The organism is Nocardia sp. NPDC004582, assembly GCF_053602115.1.
Genome location: NZ_JBSGCY010000015.1, coordinates 18,312 through 32,978 on the forward strand (window position 1 = coordinate 18,312; position 14,667 = coordinate 32,978).

Below are 14,667 nucleotides of genomic sequence, written 5' to 3' on the forward strand. Positions count from 1 at the left end.
TTTGAAGGACCGTTCGCGGTGGGGATTGAGGTGTTCCGACTATGGCGCGAGTCGTGCAACCGAACATGAAGCTGATGGCTGTCATGGAGGAGGCCGGCGTCAAGAACCATGGGCTCGCGAACCGGATGCAGGAGGCTAGCCGTCTCGACGGTGGTGAGGTGCTGGAGACCTCGCACTCGAACATCCAGAAGTATCGGACCGGGGTGACTGCCGAGCCGAAGCCGCGAACCTGTGCGGTGATGCTGAATGTGCTGAGTGAGTTGGTCAAGCGCGATCTAAGTCCGGCGGATATCGGATATCCGGGGGTGAAGCTCGATCGGAAACCCACTCTGGCACTGGTCGAGTCATTCGAGAGCCCACTGGTGATCACCGAGCGGCTTCAGGTTCTGGGTGAAATCGATGTCGACGATACGGTTTTGGAGATCGTTGATTTCGCTCTGGAGGACATCATCGACCGATATGAGGTCGAAGGCCCGGGACGACTAGCTCCTCAAGTTATCGCCTTGCGACGGCGCATTCATGAGCTCACGTTGCAGCGCCAGCACCCGAAACAGCTTGAGCGCCTATACGGGTTGGGGGCCAAGCTGTCCGGCATGCTGAGCTATATGGCGGTGAACCGAGGGAGATTCCCTCTGGCCAGGATGTACGCCAAGGAAGCATTCCATGTGGCAGGGCTGATCGAAGATCCGGAATTGCAGGCTTGGGTCAAGGGCACCGAGAGCTTCTGCGCCTACTACATGGGCAAGTACGGTATGGCGGTTGCGCTGGCTAAGGAAGGGCTTCAGTTCGCGCCTGAAGGCCCGCAGGCAATCCGCCTGTTGTCCAATGGATTAGCGCGCGCATTGGGCAAGATCGGCGACCTCAATGGGGTTCATGCCGCGGTTGAACAAGCGAACGCCCTCGCGGAGATCCTGCCAGTTCCGGATGGGCTGTCGCCCGCGCTGACCTTCGAGCCCTACAGCCAAGCCAGGCTCGCCGCGAACATCGCGACGGCGTACCTGTCGGTTGGCAACTACGAGAAGACGCTCCAGTACGGTCATCAGGTGGAATCGCTTGTCGACGGCTCTGATTCAGTATGGAGTCGCTCGCTGGTCCGACTGGATATCGCCACCGCACTGGTCAAGTCCACCAGCCCGAATGTCGAGCAGGCTGTTCACTTGGGGGCCGAGGCGCTGACTTTCTCCGAAGAACGGCCTATCCGTTCGGTGTGGCAGCGTGCCCATGAGTTCGGCACTGCCACCCAATCGTTCGACGCTTCGGAAGCGCGGGACTACCAAGAGGTACTTCGCGATTGGTCTGATCGTGTTCGTGACTTCTCCTCGCCTGCCCAGGCTAGCTAGGTTTCAGGGCGAGTGTCGCTACGTCTTCCCAATGGTAGGCGTGGGGTTCGCGACGAAGTCGAACAAGCTTAACGGCGTCAACTTGCACGGTGACCGGAGTTGCGTCCCGGAGGGATGCAACTTGCTTAATGAGCTGAGCGGCTTCCTGCTGGCGGTTGCTGTAACCGATTCCGAGGTGCGGCCGGAATCTCTGGGTGCTCGCGATCGGAAGATCTGGAAGAACCTTACGGGTGGCCGCTTCGAGAATCCGGTGTAGCCGGAACAACTCTGTCCATGGAGAAACCGTGAATCGCACTGCGCCGCGGGATCCGGCCAGCGGTCCGACTGTTAGGTCGAAAGGGTCGATATCGCTTAAACCGGCCTTGGCTCCATCCGCTATGGCCTGGATATCTTCTTGCGAAATTTCGCCATAATTACCGATCCTCAAAATGGTGATATGTAGCCCATCGAGGGGAACTAAATCAAAACCGTCGGACTCCAAGGAATTCTGACAGAGCTGTGCCAGGTCAATCAGTTCCGGATTCCGAAAAGTCAAGTACCAGTAGAAGGCCTCCCGTCCGGAGGGCCATTCGTTCCGAGACCAGTGGTCAACCGTATGTTTGATATTGCGAAAAGCGCTCCAGTCGTTTTCGCAGATCGACCGACGGTCTGACAGGGAAGTCGGTAGCGATTCGGGGAATGACCCCGATCGGGCATCTCTGATCATCTGTTTCGAGTCCTGTCCGTCCGGCACCGCCTCAGCCTACGTGTGCTGTCTGTGTTCCGTGTGCCGGTTGATGTGCCGTGTTCTGGGCCTCCGTTCGCGAGTTTTCTGATGTGGCAAGGCATTTCACGCCATGCCCGTCAAAGGAGGCACATTCATGACACAGCGACAAACCGGGGACATGAGGGCCCCGACCGGCCAGTTGATCAGTCTGCGCGAGGCCGCCGCGCTGGCGAAGGTGGACATCAAGACGATCCGGCGATGGATCGACGGTGGTCATCTCGCGGCGTACAGGATGGGACCGAGGCTGCTCCGCGTCGAACGCAGTGAGCTGCTGGCGGTGGCCAAGCCTGTTCCGGTCAGTTTCTCGGACGGTGCGGCATGATTCGGGTTTCCTTTCTGCTGCTGTTCGTCGTGCTGGCGCTCGCGATCTTCGTGCCCCAGGTGGCCATCCTGCTCTTGGTTGGGGTGTTCCTGGTCGGTTTGGTCGGAGTCGTCTGGTCTTCTCGGGGCCCGTTCGGGCGGCGGCGGGGTGGTCGGCGATGAACGACTACTTGATGACCGGATACCGCGATCGGTCGACGGTGTCTCCGCTCGGGTTCGCGATCCTGGTTCTGCTGGGCTTCGTCTTCGCCGCAGGTGTGTACCTGGGTGTGCTGTTGTTCGGTTCCCGGGAGGGCTTGCCGTCGACGGTGGTGACCTGTCCGGCGCCGGGGACGGCGCAGGTGGCGGTGTGGCCGCGTGAGTGCCCGCGTGAGGCGGTGACGCGATGAGTGAGCCGCAGATTCGGTTGCAGGCGTGGGAGACCCGTCTGGAGGAGTTCATCGCCCAGCAGTACGGGTTGTCGTTCGAGACGGTGGCCCGGGCGATGGGCCGGGGCCCGCGGGCGGCATCGGATTTCGCGCGCCGGTTGAAAAAGCTCGGACATGCCGAGGTGGCCCGGGTCGACTACGGGTCCCGCGGGCCGTGGCGGAACTCGACGACCTTCGACGAGCCCGCCGTGGTGCCGCACGGTCCGCTGTGGTTGTCGCTCACCCGCGCGACCGCTTGGGGCTATTTGGAATTCGACCCGGGGGAGTGGACCCCGAAACCGTCGACGGCCGCGCACCTCACCGCGGTCACGGAGTTGCGGTTGGCGCTGACCGGTCTGGATACCGATCCGCGGATGTGGACGAGTGAGCGGCTGTTGCGGCGGCGGCTCCGGGGTGAGTCCGGACGGCCCGAGGTTCACGTTCATGACGGCTGGTTCCGGGACTTCGCCGATCCGGACAAGGTGTGGGCGGTCGAGGTCGAGTTGTCGCGCAAGTTCGGCGACGGCCGCCTGACGCGGGCGATTTCGGCGGCGCTGGACGCGGCCGACCGCAACGACTTGGCCGGCGTCGTGTACTTCGTGCGCGGCGAGGGCCTGCGGCGCGCGGTCGAGACGGCCGCGACGCGGATTGCGCACAACCAGAACGTCGATCGGCTGCCGAATCTCGAAATCCATGACCTGGACGCCACGATCGCGCGTGGCATGCAGCCGCGAGGGCAGGTGAGCTGAGATGACCGATTGCGTTCCCTTGATCACCCCGCATGACTGCGGCCCCACCGCGATCCCGACCCCGGGGCTCACGTCGGCGGCACCCGTACCCGCGTCACCGCAACAGCTGGTGGTGAGTTCGGTTGCCCCGCAGACACCTTCGCCGGACCGGTTCGAGAATTCCGAGCTTCCCGGTGGCTGGCGGGCCCCGGACTGGCATCTGCACTTCTCCAGCGTCACCGAGGTCCTCGCGTTCCTGGGCGCGTTCCTGCTCGGCGTCGGGTTCGTCGCCGCGGTCGCGGTCGCGATGAACTGGTTCGCGAACTGGCGGCGCTGGGACGCCCGCCAGGTCCGCAACTACGCGCTCGGCGCGGTGGTGTTGCCGGTCGGGGCGATGGTGCTCACGAACTCCTGGTTCGCGGCCCCGCGGCTGTGGTGGCAGGGCCTGCACGTGCTGACGGCGTCGGGGCCCGGATCCGGTGCACTGGTGGCGATGACGGCGGGGTGCCTGCCGTTGGCGTGGGGTGTGGCCGCGGTGTATCGGGCGCGGTTCCTGTCGCGGCTGGGGACCGAGGGTGTGGACTCGCCATGGAAGACGCGGCGGCTGTTGCGCCGTCAGCAGCACGGGCAGGCGCGCGCGGCGCGGCGGGCCGCGAAATACGGTGCGCCGCTGACCACGGGCTGGTTAAACAACCGGGTGGTGCTCGGGCCGCTGTCGGAGCGCACGGATGCGACGCAGCCGACGACGGTGACGCACCTGATTCAGAAGCGGTCGGCGAAGTTGGAGATCCCGATCGAGGGTCTCGGGCACATGATCGTGCTGGGTAAGTCGCAGAAGGCCGGCAAGACCACCATGCAGATCCGCCTGGGCACCGCCCTGTACGAGGCTTACTGGCGGCGCTACGTGCGCACCGGGGAGAAGCGCCCGCTGCTGATCTTCTTGGACTGCAAGGGCGGTAAGCCCGGGTTGGCGACGGGTCGTCAGGTGGTGAAGATCGCGCATCGGCAGGGGGTGCGGCCGGAGCGGATCGCGTTGTGGCCCATCACGAATCGGTTCGATTTGTGGGACATGTCGGCCGAGGATCAGTGCGCGACGTTGGAGTCGATGATCAACCCGGTCCAGGCCACCGACGCGGGCGCGGAGCACTTCAAGCAGAACCGGATCCGGGTGGTGCAGTTGGCGGTGACCGCGCCGGGTGGGAAGCCGACCAGCAAGGACGACTTCCAGCAGCGCCTGAGCCTGGAGTGGTTGAAGGACGCCTGGGCCGGGCATGACGCGATCCTGGCCGAGATTGCGGATTTGCAGCAGAACAAGCCGCCCGCGGTCGGTGATGTGGCGGGCAAGTTCCGCAACATCTTCAACGCCATCGGCGAGGGCTTCGACGGCGGCCGCTCCCTCGACAGCTTCGACGTCATCTACGCCACCACCCCAGGCACCGTGCGCGGTGAATACGCGCGTGCTCAGGTCGCCGCGATCACGACGCTGATTTCGCAGTTCGCGTGTGGGGAGCATGACCGGCAGATCGTGTTGATCGTCGATGAGATGTCGGCGGTGTCGGACAAGACCGGCGGCATCAACCAATTCACCATCGCCGAACGGCTACTCGGGATGGGCGTGGTCGCGATCTTCTCCGCCCAGAACCAGTACGGCCTAGGCCAAACCCAGGACGAGCGCCGCCGCCTGATGGAGGCATGCCCCTCCGGAGCGCTGCTGATGGCGCTGGAGGGCGCGGGGAAGGTGTCGGAGGTGTTCGGGACCCGACCGGTCACCGAAAACTCGCGGCACTCCAAGGGCGGGCGCGTCGGTGATGAAGGGACCTTGGGCAATCGGGAAACGTTCTTCATCGATCCGAACCGGCTGGCCGAGTTCGACCGCGGCGATGTCGTCTGGGTCCATGCGCTGAAAGCCCAATGGGGGCATGTGGTCCCGGTCGATTTGGACGAGATCACCGAGTTGCCGGTGGATCCGTATCCAGAGCGGTGGGCGCGGAATATGCAGCCGCGGGTGCCGTTGCGGGCGGTGCGGGATCTGGATTCCGGGCGGGCCCGGCGCGCTGATTTCGGGTTCGACGGCGAGGGCGGTGAGGTCGCATGACCGACTACCTGCGCCCGATCACCGCCTACGCGGCCACCCAGAACAGCCACCGCCACAACAACACTGACCGCCCTGGCCGGACAGCTCAGGGTCGCGTGTCCGGCCCGGACACCGAGGCGGACACCACCGAGGCCACCCCGGACAACGGCGCGGACAAGGGGTGGACACGATGACCACCCGTATCGACAAGCCGCGCGGCCAGTTGGTGGCGCGCACCGGGTTCGTGTTCGGGTCGCTGACCTCGGTGGCCACCAACGTCCTACACACCTACCTGCCGACGGTCCGCATGCCCGATGGGGTGGCGCTAGTCATCGCCGCCCGGCTCGGGGCCGCGATCTGGCCCATCGGCCTGTTACTGAGCATCGAGGTCTTGGCGCGGGTCGCGTGGCGACGCGGCCCCGCCTGGACCGCCGCACGATTCGGCGGGGCCGGCGCGGTCGCGTTCGGATCCGCGGTGATCTCCTACAGCCACGTGCGAGAAGTCCTGTTGGCCTGGGGATACGGGCACCCCGCCGCCGAATTCGGTCCCCTCACCCTCGACGGACTGATGGTGGTCTGCGGGTTCGCGCTCCTGTCCCTGACCCCGCCCGTCGCCGACTCGAACCGGCGCAGCGACGCGGTTCACCTGCTGGCACGACCGATTCCAGCAGCCACACCGAAGCCGACAGCGCCGCAAGAGATTCCGCTCGCGGCCCAGATCGAAGCACTGCACGAACCCATCCGCCCGGCCATCGAAAGGGCGCCCTTGGTGTCCGGACAAGCGGACACCGCCACCGGAAGCCCGGACGGCGGGGAGGACAGCGAGGCGGCCATTCGACGTGAGCGTGCCCGTGCACTCCACGGCCAGGGCTGGACGCATGCGCGGATCGCCTCCGAGCTCGCAGTCAGCAAACGCACCGTCCGGCGCTACCTGTCCACCGGGGCGGACACCTGCGCGGCCACCGAAGACCAGACGGCCAGCACGGTCAGCGACGCTGACTGGCTGTCCGGGCTCGAAACCAACCATCACGACAACCATCAAGGAGTTCTGGCATGAGCACGAACAAGGGCATCGATTGGGATGGTGAGCTGCAAGCGCTCATGGAGTCCTCCGGCATCAAACACGCCGAACTGACCCGCCCCACCTGGGCGACGCGAGCCCGCCGAAAGGCCCTGGGTGCACGCCCGTTCCTGGCCGCGATCGCCATCACGGGCCCGCTGATGTGGGTGATCACCGTGTCCGGTGCACCGGCGGCGGCCACCGTCCCGCTGGTGGTGTGGCTGGTGGGCTGGATCGGGTACGGCGCGTGGATCAGTCTGGGTCGCCCTGACGCGACCATCGCAGCCCACGCCGTCGCCGCCCACGGGGGCAGCGCCTTCGCTGCGGCGTCGCGGTTCTGCTTCACCCAATCCCGACCGGCCCGCGCCCGCTGGCGGGCCTGGCGCACAGCCGCCATCCGCCGCCGTACCGCCACCGCCGGTGAGGCCACCGCCTGATCACCCGATCACTCACCCATTTGAGGAAGGAACGAAATCTGATGTCCGGCAACGAAGTCGATGAACTGGCCCGCAGTTGGCCCCAGCTGGCGGCACTGATCTTGCAGCTGTTGCAGCGGATCCAACGCGCCAGCGCCGATGGATCGATCCGCTTGTCCCGCGCCGACTACAAGCAGTTCGTCACCGAACTGCGCGACGCCCAGAAGACCCTCACCCACGAAATCAACACCACCCAGCACTGGTACCAGGCCCGCACCGAGGACTACCAGCGCGAATCCCGTGCCGCCCAGGCCCATGCTGTGGCCGGCGCTTCGGCCGAGGAACAAGCCACCGGCGCCGCCTATCTGTCCGGGTTACGGGCCAGCATCGAGCACACCATCCACGACACCGTGCTCACCGCCGAGCAACGCGGCCAGATCATGCAGGCACTCGACGGCATCGATGGCGATCCGTCGAAGCCGATCGCCCGCAACGTGTTCGAACCCATCACGAGCGACGCTGCGGTGCAAGCCCGCCTGGCCGCCGCAACGAGTGAGCAGCGAGTGCACCAGCACCGCGAACGCCTCACCCACACCACGGCCGCCGCCGGGCAGCCGACCAGCACCGAGATCGCGCAGCTGCGGCAAGACAACGCCCGCCGTTTCGATGACCTCGCCGGGCGCTTGGAACGCCTCGAAGGCGAGATCAGCCAACTGCGACCACAGCAGACCCCGGCCATCGCGACCAACGGGCACGGCGCGTTCCGCGAGACCCACAAGCCCCGCCCCAAAGCCGGGCAGCGGCAGGAGCAGAGTCCGGAGGCCGACCAGGGCCACGGCACGCCGATGACCCCGCAAGCCGCCGCGGAGCCCGAGCAGGACTCCCCGGCGCCGCGGCCCGCCGCAGAACAGGGTCGCTCGGAGGCTGTGTGGGCGGAGTGGGCCGCGCGGATGCAGGCCGAGGCATAGCAGAACCGGCTGTGCCCCAAGGGTTTTTAACAACAACACAGAAATGGAGGAACCGCTATACGACAGCTGCAACGCCCGTGATGCTCCGGCATCACATCTCTGAGGCTTGGACAACCTCACCGAACACTGTTTCGGAATCTGAATTATTTCAACAACTTTCAGGAGTTATGACATGTCCGGAGAGACGACTCTCACCATCATTGGCAACCTGACCGCCGACCCGATCGTCCGTTTCATGAATGACACGGGTGACGCGGTGGTCAACTTCACGGTCGCTTCCACCCCGCGGGTCTTCGATTCGAAGTCCAAGCAGTGGAAGGACGGTGCCGCGCTGTTCCTGCGCTGCACCCAGTGGCGCGAGGCCGGCGAGCACGTCGCTGATTCCCTGTCGAAGGGGGATCGGGTGATCGTGGTCGGGAAGCTGTCCCAGCGCGAATACACCGACCGCGACGGCGTCAAGCGCACCGTCATGGAGTTGGTGGCCGACGAGGTAGGGACGTCGCTGAAATACGCGGTGGCCAGACCGGTCCGGTCCAAGAACCGCAATGGCGGGCGGCCGAATCCGAAGGACGGGAACGCTCCCGGTGTCAGCGATGACCCGTTCAGCGATTTCCAGCCGAGCGCGGATGAGGTGGCCTGATCATGGCGTGCGCACTGAGCCGGGCCGAGGAGCCCAACGGCAAGAAGTCGACCCAGCACTGGCACCAACTGCCCACCAACGTGGTGCTGGACCTGGGCGAGTCCGACCCAGCGGTCGTCCTCGCGTGGCAGCCCGACCCCGACACCGGGGTACAGGCATACCTCAGTCTCGTCGAGGCCGCCGCGCTGGCCGAGGCGCTGATCACGACGCTGGAGCACTGCGAGTCGTTCACCAGCAACGACGGTCAGGACTCGGTGCCGGATTGGATGCGTGACCCGTCCCCGAACGGGTTCCCGCGCTACTTCGGCCCGAACGCGCGGCCGTTGGAGGAGTTCTGATGAACATCCTCCTGTGCCACAACGCCATTCACCACAACACCCAGAAAGGAATCTGATCATGGCGTATCTGCACTCGCAGGCGACGGCTACCTCCAACGGTGAGTACGGGCGCGGCGGCTCTGGATCGATCCAGCTGCATTGGCACAATATGCCCGATGCGACGGTCGAACTGCTGCCCGCCGAGGACACCCGCGGTGACATCGAGATCCGCTGGCACCTGGACCCCGATTGGGAGGGCGCGCTCGCCGATCTCACGCTCACCGAGGCCCGGACCCTGCGGGACAAGCTGACCGCGGCGATCGTGAGGTTCGAAGGCATCCCCAATTCCGGCGTCATCGACAACGAGGTCGGCGACGCGGCGCCCGTCAACGTGGACGGCACCGTGCTGACGCCCCAGAGTGACTTGGTTCGCTGCCGCCGCTGCAATGGCCGGATCATGCTGGTGTTCAACGGGAACGACTACTGGTGGACCCACGAACCGTTCTCCATCAACGATCATGAGCCCATCCAGGCTCAAGCCGTCCCGTGTGGACTGTGCGGTGGCGCGATCGAGTTGCTGGACAACGGAATCGACATCTGGTGGGTCCACGACACCCATCCAGCCGATGGCCACCAGGCCACTCCGGTCCGGACCGCGGTCGTCCCGGAGATCGGGGAGGTGGCGTGATGGGCCGCCACACCCTCGCCGCACGAGCCGACCGTTACGGACGGCTGATGGTCGCCATGAACCCGGGAGCGCGCTTCCGGTTCACGTTCCTCTACGCCCTCGGCGGTGAGTACCGTTCGGTCACGGCCGAACTGCCGCGCCCGGGTCTGGTGGAACTGATGGCCGCGGTCACCGAAGCCCTCCAGGACGGTGCTCAGGTCGTCGACAGCGAACCCGTTGTTGCCGACGCGACGGCGCACGCCGTCTGGGTGGCTGAGCTGATCAAGGAACGCGACGAACTGAAGGACGAGTGCAAGGAACTGCTCGATCAGGTGCAGTGCTTGCAGTGGGATCTCGGTGCGCTCCAGGCCCAGCACGACCTGTGCCCGGATCAGTCGGCGGTCGGGAGCCTGTGATGGACCCGAACGTCGCACTGGCCGAGGTCCGGCAGTTGCTCCAGTCCAAAGACGAACTGGGGCTGTGGAAACGGGACTACGACTGCAACGAAGCAGTCCGCATCCTCATCGACCTCGCCGCCGGCGTGGCCGCGCTGGATCATTCCCTGTCTCAGGGTGGATATCTGCCCCGGGAGTGGGAATGGGCCCGGACCGCGGGGAGGGCGTGATGGATCCCAACACTGCACTGACCCGAATCAGGGAGCTGATCGCAGAGGGTGACTGCCTTGCTGGGCAGGTCGTCTACGACCAGAACGCGGCGGTTCGCATCCTGTTCGACCTCACCGAAGCCGTTGAGGGCCTGGACAGGTGGATGTCACGAGGCGGTTCAATGCCCGAGGCATGGAACTCTCAGACGCGCATCGATCGGGTCGAACCGATGATGTGCTGCGGCGAACCGATGGACGTCTTCCCGACCAGATTGGGCGCCGCGTTCGGGACCGGACAGAACCGCATCATGGTGGTGTGGCACTGCTCGGAGTGCGGTCACTGGGAACCGTACGAACCCCACCCCATCGACCTGGAAGCGACGGTGCCGAACTGCTTGTGTGGTACGGCCATGGTCGATCTGCCGGTGTCGCAATGGGATCCGGATCGATTCCGGCTGGCCTGGTGCGTCGAATGCGGTCTCTACGAGACCTGGGGCACCGAGCCACTCCGCCGCCACGGCAACGACGCCGATGACGACCAGCAGCAGGAGACACGGTCATGACCGCGGCCTCGTGCTACCGGTGGTGCGGATGCCGGGACTGCTTCGACATCGTCGTCGGAACAGCCACCACCACGACACTGTGCGATGACTGCACGACGGCGGGGTGCGAGATCGACAACGGCGAGTGCCAACGGTTCGACGCCTACGAAGGTTGAGGCGTTCGGTCATGGCCAAGGCCAGAAAACGGATGAGCCGGCGAACGGAGCTACGGCTCGGGCGGGAGATCCAGGAACAGTACGACCGAGGTGCCAGCTGGGCCGCGATCACCGTGAACTTCGACCTACCGAAGTACAAGGTGCAGCGGCTGGCCAGAACCTACCGGGAAGACTGCGACCGGAAAGCCCACCAGAACCAGTTGACCTTGTTCAACTGAACGCTCCGGACATAACCGGATATTGATAAAGCGGAGCCCGTGCCTGTTACAGCCAGGCACGGGCTCCGCCCTATTTTTCTATCAGGAGACCCGACGGGCGTGGGTTACCAGGACCGATACGGTCAGCCGAACGACTCGAACTGCCGGATGTGCGTTCTTCATGGCTGTGCGGTCCGCGACCCGCTAACGGGTCAGTCGTCTGGAGCTGTGTTCAGGTCCCCCAGCGTAGCCTCGTCGGTCACCCGGAGCCGACGCGACTGGTAAAGGTACTGACCGATGATTCGGATGAGCTCGTCTGCACGGTCGTTGTCGCCCGTCAGCGCGCCTGTGAGCTTCCCGAACGCGCCCTCGTTCAACACGGCCGCGTCAGTCAACGTCTCGCGAAGGTCGGGAGAAGACAGGAACTGGTCCTGCGCGTTGTGGTCGATCTGCTCGGCAATGCGCGGGTCTTCCCCCGCCATCCCTGCAGCGGCCACCACGAACCCTTCGATCTGCGAGTCGGCGAATTCGGAGCCGAACAGCGCGTTGATGCGGGCTACTACGTCGGACAGGAGCTCCTGCTCCGGGTCCTGACGCGATGCCCGTGATCCGACCCCGCTGATCCCCCGCAGCGCATGTGTCGGCTGGTCTCCGGATAGACCTATATCGGCCTTGCCCAGGTTGATCTGATGGACCCGTCGTAACTCCAGCCCCGATACGTCGACGTCGGTACCGGGCTCATCAATGGGAAGCAGTCTTGTCAGCTGGCGCAGAAACTCTGCGAGCTTCTCCAGGTCACTAGTGCCGTAGTCAACGACCTGGGACATGAAGTCATACAGGCGAACATACGAACCACAGTCCTTGCGGAAGGTTCGCAGATCATCGAGCGCCTGCTGATCCTGCTTGGCCGCTGCCTCGGCCCACCGGCCAGCGAACTCGTCACGGGCTGGCGTGACCGCCGCCGCCAGCGCAGCGTGCGACTGGGTGGGGGCCCACCAAGCCTCGGCGTAATGTTCGACATCCGCAGGCGTATAGATCCGCGCCTCCGCGAGCTTCGCCGCGAGCCGATGGACCAGGTTGGGGTCCGTGGCGGTCTCGACGTGCGCCTCAAGGTAATACGTGAGGAACGCTTCCTGGATTTCTGCCGGGTCGTTGACGAAATCGAGGACGAACGTACGGTCCTTCACCTCACCAGAAGGTGCCCGGTAGGTGCGGTTCAACCTCGAGAGTGTCTGGACCGCGTGGACATCCGGGAGCTTCTTGTCCACGTACATGGCGCACAGCAGCGGCTGGTCGAACCCGGTCTGGAATTTGTCAGCAACCAGCATCAATCGATACTCGGGGCGACGGAACTCACGGGCCAGATCCGAGCCTAGACCAGGGTTCATCGATGCCTCGGTGGCATCGACCACCCCGTACTCATCGTCGCTGATCTTGTCCGAGAACGCCACGATCGTCTGATACCCGTAGCGTCTCTGCTTCAGGTACTTGTCGGTCTCGACCTTGTAGCGGACCGCGGCCTGTCGCGAGTCGGTTACAACCATAGCCTTGGCGTGCCCGTCGAGGAGGTGGGCGACGTTTGCGTGGAAGTGCTCGACGATGATCTCGACCCTCTGACCGACGTTGGTCGGGTGCAGGGTCGCGAACCGCATGATCTTCCGGGTCGCAACCTTCGGATCCACCAGACGATCCCCGCCATCGACAGTGCCAGCGCCGCCGGTGATGGAGGTGACGACGCCCTTCTCGCCGCGCTGCTCGATCTCGAAGGCGGTTCTATAGGTCTGGTAGCCGCGCAGTACGTCGAGGATGAAACCTTCCTCGATTGCCTGCCGCATCGGATAGACGTCGAACGACACAGGCTTCCCGTCATCGTCCTGACGGCCGAAGAGCATCTTCGTCTTGGCCTTGGGCGTCGCGGTGAACGCCAGCAGCGACACGTTCGCAGCACCGGCGCGGGCGGCGGTCTCAGCGGCTATCTGCTTCTCCCGTACGACGTCAGCCTCTACCAGCTCATTCACAACATCCTGGGTATCGACCTGCTCCTCAGTTGATACCTGGCCGTCGGTGAGGACCTTCTTCAAATCCGCGGCGGTCTTCCCGGACTGAGAGGTATGCGCCTCGTCCACGATCACCGCGAAGTTCCGATCACCCAACGAGGTCTCCAAGAGACCCTTCACGTAGGGAAACGTCTGAATGGTGACCACGATGATCAGCGACGACCCCGTTAGTGCATCCAGCAGCGCCCGGGACTTCGAGCCACCCGAACGGCGCACGGCCGCGGAATCAATGACCGCGACGGTGCCGACGGAGTCGTCGATCTGCTCGACGGCCTGCTGCAGTTGCGCGTCCAGGACACGGCGATCGGAGACGACGAGAACCTTGTCGAACACCTTTTCATTCGCCTGGTCGTGAAGCCGGGCAAGCCGGTGCGCGGTCCACGCGATCGTGTTCGTCTTGCCCGATCCAGCGGAGTGCTCGATCAGGTACCGGCGACCGGGACCCTCCTCGGTGATCGTTTGCACGAGTTTCTTCACCGCGCGCCACTGGTGGTAACGCGGAAACATCAACGTCGTGGACCGCTTGATCTTCCCCGTGGCGGGATCCTCATCAGTCTCGGTCTTCAAAAATATCTGCGAACCGAGGATGGCCAGCCAGTTGTCCCGCTGCAACACTTGCTCCCACAGATAGGACGTGGCGGCACCGTTCGGGTTCGGTGGGTTCCCAGCCGCACCCGTACCCTCGTGCCCTCGGTTGAAAGGCAGGAAGTAGGTCTTCTCGCCCGCGAGCTTCGTGGTCATGTGGACCTGGTCATCGTCGACCGCGAAGTGCACCAATGCGCGAGTACCGAACCCGAGCAGCGGCTGTCCCGCCGGGGCCCGGTCCGTGCGGTACTGACTAACTGCACTGCGCCACTGCTGCTTGAAGAACGACTTCAGCTCGCATGTCGCCACCGGCAGTCCGTTGACGAAGAACACCAGGTCGATCGAACGGGAATCCCCACGCTTCGGCGAGAAGTGCACCTGGCGGACCACCCGCAGCCGCACCTTCCGGTAGTGCTCGGCGACCTCCCTATTCAGCGTGGTCGCGGGCTTGAACTGGCACATTCGCAGGTGAGCAGTCGCGCCGCGAGTGTGGGAGAACTTCCTCCGAAGCACATTCAGCGTGCCACCGCCCGAGCTCATCGGCATGTCCAACCGAGACACAAGCGAGTCCAGCAGCGCCTCACGGTCCACCTGCTCTGCCGCGGTGCCGACCCTGACTACCTTGGCGTACTCATCGGGCTGCGTCTCGGACAGCCACCAGTCCACGTCCTCGGGCCAGAGAGCCCGCTTCACGTCGTAGCCAACATCAGTCTCGCTGTACTCCCAGCCGTGCGCCGCGAGATACTCCGCGATCTCGGTCTCAAATGCCGCCTCGCGGGTGCTATCAGGTGCTGCCATTGCT

At 64.7% G+C, this 14,667-nt stretch carries 19 protein-coding genes; 17 read left to right on the plus strand and 2 right to left on the minus strand.

Annotated elements, in window-relative coordinates; all coding sequences use genetic code 11:
- Nucleotides 1-41: 41 nt before the first annotated feature.
- Nucleotides 42-1,340 (plus strand): hypothetical protein, encoded by a 1,299-nt coding sequence (locus tag ACWELJ_RS06995; protein WP_452365244.1) that lies wholly within the window; start codon nt 42-44, stop codon nt 1,338-1,340.
- Here ACWELJ_RS06995 and ACWELJ_RS07000 read toward each other — a convergent pair.
- Nucleotides 1,333-2,073, minus strand: coding sequence for a 2'-5' RNA ligase family protein (locus ACWELJ_RS07000; protein ID WP_452365245.1), 741 nt, complete (start codon nt 2,071-2,073; stop codon nt 1,333-1,335). The genes ACWELJ_RS06995 and ACWELJ_RS07000 overlap by 8 nt on opposite strands.
- 127 nt (nt 2,074-2,200) lie before the next feature.
- Between ACWELJ_RS07000 and ACWELJ_RS07005 the strand changes: the two genes are divergently transcribed.
- The 16 genes from ACWELJ_RS07005 (at nt 2,201) to ACWELJ_RS07080 (ending at nt 11,244) form a co-directional block, all read left to right on the plus strand.
- Nucleotides 2,201-2,428 carry an excisionase family DNA-binding protein gene (locus tag ACWELJ_RS07005; protein WP_452365246.1) on the plus strand — a complete coding sequence of 76 codons (228 nt, stop codon included), beginning with the start codon at nt 2,201-2,203 and terminating at the stop codon, nt 2,426-2,428.
- A complete protein-coding gene (locus ACWELJ_RS07010; protein WP_452365247.1) occupies nt 2,425-2,589 on the plus strand; it encodes a hypothetical protein in 165 nt (54 codons plus the stop codon). The genes ACWELJ_RS07005 and ACWELJ_RS07010 overlap by 4 nt, the downstream gene beginning before the upstream one ends.
- Complete coding sequence (locus tag ACWELJ_RS07015) at nt 2,586-2,816, plus strand: hypothetical protein (protein WP_452365248.1); 231 nt, start codon at nt 2,586-2,588, stop codon at nt 2,814-2,816. Before ACWELJ_RS07010 ends, ACWELJ_RS07015 begins: the two co-directional genes overlap by 4 nt.
- Nucleotides 2,813-3,583 (plus strand): hypothetical protein, encoded by a 771-nt coding sequence (locus ACWELJ_RS07020; RefSeq protein ID WP_452365249.1) that lies wholly within the window; start codon nt 2,813-2,815, stop codon nt 3,581-3,583. Before ACWELJ_RS07015 ends, ACWELJ_RS07020 begins: the two co-directional genes overlap by 4 nt.
- Before the next feature lie 112 nt (nt 3,584-3,695).
- The gene (locus ACWELJ_RS07025) at nt 3,696-5,657 is read left to right on the plus strand and encodes a hypothetical protein (protein WP_452365250.1); all 1,962 of its coding nucleotides are present in this window, start codon (nt 3,696-3,698) and stop codon (nt 5,655-5,657) included.
- Nucleotides 5,654-5,830, plus strand: a complete 177-nt coding sequence (locus ACWELJ_RS07030; RefSeq protein WP_452365251.1) for a hypothetical protein — start codon at nt 5,654-5,656, stop codon at nt 5,828-5,830. Before ACWELJ_RS07025 ends, ACWELJ_RS07030 begins: the two co-directional genes overlap by 4 nt.
- Complete coding sequence (locus ACWELJ_RS07035; protein WP_452365252.1) at nt 5,827-6,693, plus strand: terminase gpP N-terminus-related DNA-binding protein; 867 nt, start codon at nt 5,827-5,829, stop codon at nt 6,691-6,693. Before ACWELJ_RS07030 ends, ACWELJ_RS07035 begins: the two co-directional genes overlap by 4 nt.
- On the plus strand, nt 6,690-7,133 hold the full coding sequence (locus tag ACWELJ_RS07040) for a hypothetical protein (protein WP_452365253.1): 444 nt from the start codon (nt 6,690-6,692) through the stop codon (nt 7,131-7,133). Before ACWELJ_RS07035 ends, ACWELJ_RS07040 begins: the two co-directional genes overlap by 4 nt.
- A 41-nt stretch (nt 7,134-7,174) precedes the next feature.
- Nucleotides 7,175-8,080 (plus strand): hypothetical protein, encoded by a 906-nt coding sequence (locus tag ACWELJ_RS07045; RefSeq protein ID WP_452365254.1) that lies wholly within the window; start codon nt 7,175-7,177, stop codon nt 8,078-8,080.
- A gap of 172 nt (nt 8,081-8,252) precedes the next feature.
- Complete coding sequence (gene ssb, locus ACWELJ_RS07050) at nt 8,253-8,720, plus strand: single-stranded DNA-binding protein (protein ID WP_452365255.1); 468 nt, start codon at nt 8,253-8,255, stop codon at nt 8,718-8,720.
- Between the two features lie 2 nt (nt 8,721-8,722).
- Complete coding sequence (locus tag ACWELJ_RS07055; RefSeq protein WP_452365256.1) at nt 8,723-9,058, plus strand: hypothetical protein; 336 nt, start codon at nt 8,723-8,725, stop codon at nt 9,056-9,058.
- A gap of 58 nt (nt 9,059-9,116) precedes the next feature.
- Nucleotides 9,117-9,725: a hypothetical protein gene (locus ACWELJ_RS07060; protein WP_452365257.1), complete on the plus strand. Its 609-nt coding sequence runs from the start codon at nt 9,117-9,119 to the stop codon at nt 9,723-9,725.
- Entirely contained in the window at nt 9,725-10,120 is a 396-nt protein-coding gene (locus tag ACWELJ_RS07065) for a hypothetical protein (protein ID WP_452365258.1), read from the plus strand. Before ACWELJ_RS07060 ends, ACWELJ_RS07065 begins: the two co-directional genes overlap by 1 nt.
- On the plus strand, nt 10,120-10,329 hold the full coding sequence (locus ACWELJ_RS07070) for a hypothetical protein (RefSeq protein ID WP_452365259.1): 210 nt from the start codon (nt 10,120-10,122) through the stop codon (nt 10,327-10,329). Before ACWELJ_RS07065 ends, ACWELJ_RS07070 begins: the two co-directional genes overlap by 1 nt.
- Nucleotides 10,302-10,871, plus strand: a complete 570-nt coding sequence (locus ACWELJ_RS07075) for a hypothetical protein (protein ID WP_452365260.1) — start codon at nt 10,302-10,304, stop codon at nt 10,869-10,871. The genes ACWELJ_RS07070 and ACWELJ_RS07075 overlap by 28 nt, the downstream gene beginning before the upstream one ends.
- A 187-nt stretch (nt 10,872-11,058) precedes the next feature.
- Nucleotides 11,059-11,244 carry a hypothetical protein gene (locus tag ACWELJ_RS07080; protein ID WP_452365261.1) on the plus strand — a complete coding sequence of 62 codons (186 nt, stop codon included), beginning with the start codon at nt 11,059-11,061 and terminating at the stop codon, nt 11,242-11,244.
- Nucleotides 11,245-11,435: 191 nt separating this feature from the next.
- Here the strand turns inward: ACWELJ_RS07080 and ACWELJ_RS07085 are convergent, their stop codons facing one another.
- Nucleotides 11,436-14,663: a type I restriction endonuclease subunit R gene (locus ACWELJ_RS07085; protein ID WP_452365262.1), complete on the minus strand. Its 3,228-nt coding sequence runs from the start codon at nt 14,661-14,663 to the stop codon at nt 11,436-11,438.
- Nucleotides 14,664-14,667 lie beyond the last annotated feature (4 nt).

Excerpts from the sequence above, each read along its gene's own strand:
- ACWELJ_RS06995 (WP_452365244.1), top strand. The coding sequence starts at position 42 with ATGGCGCGAGTCGTGCAACCGAACATGAAGCTGATGGCTGTCATGGAG.
- ACWELJ_RS07005 (WP_452365246.1), top strand. The coding sequence starts at position 2,201 with ATGACACAGCGACAAACCGGGGACATGAGGGCCCCGACCGGCCAGTTG.
- ACWELJ_RS07010 (WP_452365247.1), top strand. The coding sequence starts at position 2,425 with ATGATTCGGGTTTCCTTTCTGCTGCTGTTCGTCGTGCTGGCGCTCGCG.
- ACWELJ_RS07015 (WP_452365248.1), top strand. The coding sequence starts at position 2,586 with ATGAACGACTACTTGATGACCGGATACCGCGATCGGTCGACGGTGTCT.
- ACWELJ_RS07020 (WP_452365249.1), top strand. The coding sequence starts at position 2,813 with ATGAGTGAGCCGCAGATTCGGTTGCAGGCGTGGGAGACCCGTCTGGAG.
- ACWELJ_RS07030 (WP_452365251.1), top strand. The coding sequence starts at position 5,654 with ATGACCGACTACCTGCGCCCGATCACCGCCTACGCGGCCACCCAGAAC.
- ACWELJ_RS07035 (WP_452365252.1), top strand. The coding sequence starts at position 5,827 with ATGACCACCCGTATCGACAAGCCGCGCGGCCAGTTGGTGGCGCGCACC.
- ACWELJ_RS07040 (WP_452365253.1), top strand. The coding sequence starts at position 6,690 with ATGAGCACGAACAAGGGCATCGATTGGGATGGTGAGCTGCAAGCGCTC.
- ACWELJ_RS07045 (WP_452365254.1), top strand. The coding sequence starts at position 7,175 with ATGTCCGGCAACGAAGTCGATGAACTGGCCCGCAGTTGGCCCCAGCTG.
- ssb (WP_452365255.1), top strand. The coding sequence starts at position 8,253 with ATGTCCGGAGAGACGACTCTCACCATCATTGGCAACCTGACCGCCGAC.
- ACWELJ_RS07055 (WP_452365256.1), top strand. The coding sequence starts at position 8,723 with ATGGCGTGCGCACTGAGCCGGGCCGAGGAGCCCAACGGCAAGAAGTCG.
- ACWELJ_RS07060 (WP_452365257.1), top strand. The coding sequence starts at position 9,117 with ATGGCGTATCTGCACTCGCAGGCGACGGCTACCTCCAACGGTGAGTAC.
- ACWELJ_RS07065 (WP_452365258.1), top strand. The coding sequence starts at position 9,725 with ATGGGCCGCCACACCCTCGCCGCACGAGCCGACCGTTACGGACGGCTG.
- ACWELJ_RS07070 (WP_452365259.1), top strand. The coding sequence starts at position 10,120 with ATGGACCCGAACGTCGCACTGGCCGAGGTCCGGCAGTTGCTCCAGTCC.
- ACWELJ_RS07075 (WP_452365260.1), top strand. The coding sequence starts at position 10,302 with ATGGGCCCGGACCGCGGGGAGGGCGTGATGGATCCCAACACTGCACTG.
- ACWELJ_RS07080 (WP_452365261.1), top strand. The coding sequence starts at position 11,059 with ATGAGCCGGCGAACGGAGCTACGGCTCGGGCGGGAGATCCAGGAACAG.
- ACWELJ_RS07085 (WP_452365262.1), bottom strand. The coding sequence starts at position 14,663 with ATGGCAGCACCTGATAGCACCCGCGAGGCGGCATTTGAGACCGAGATC.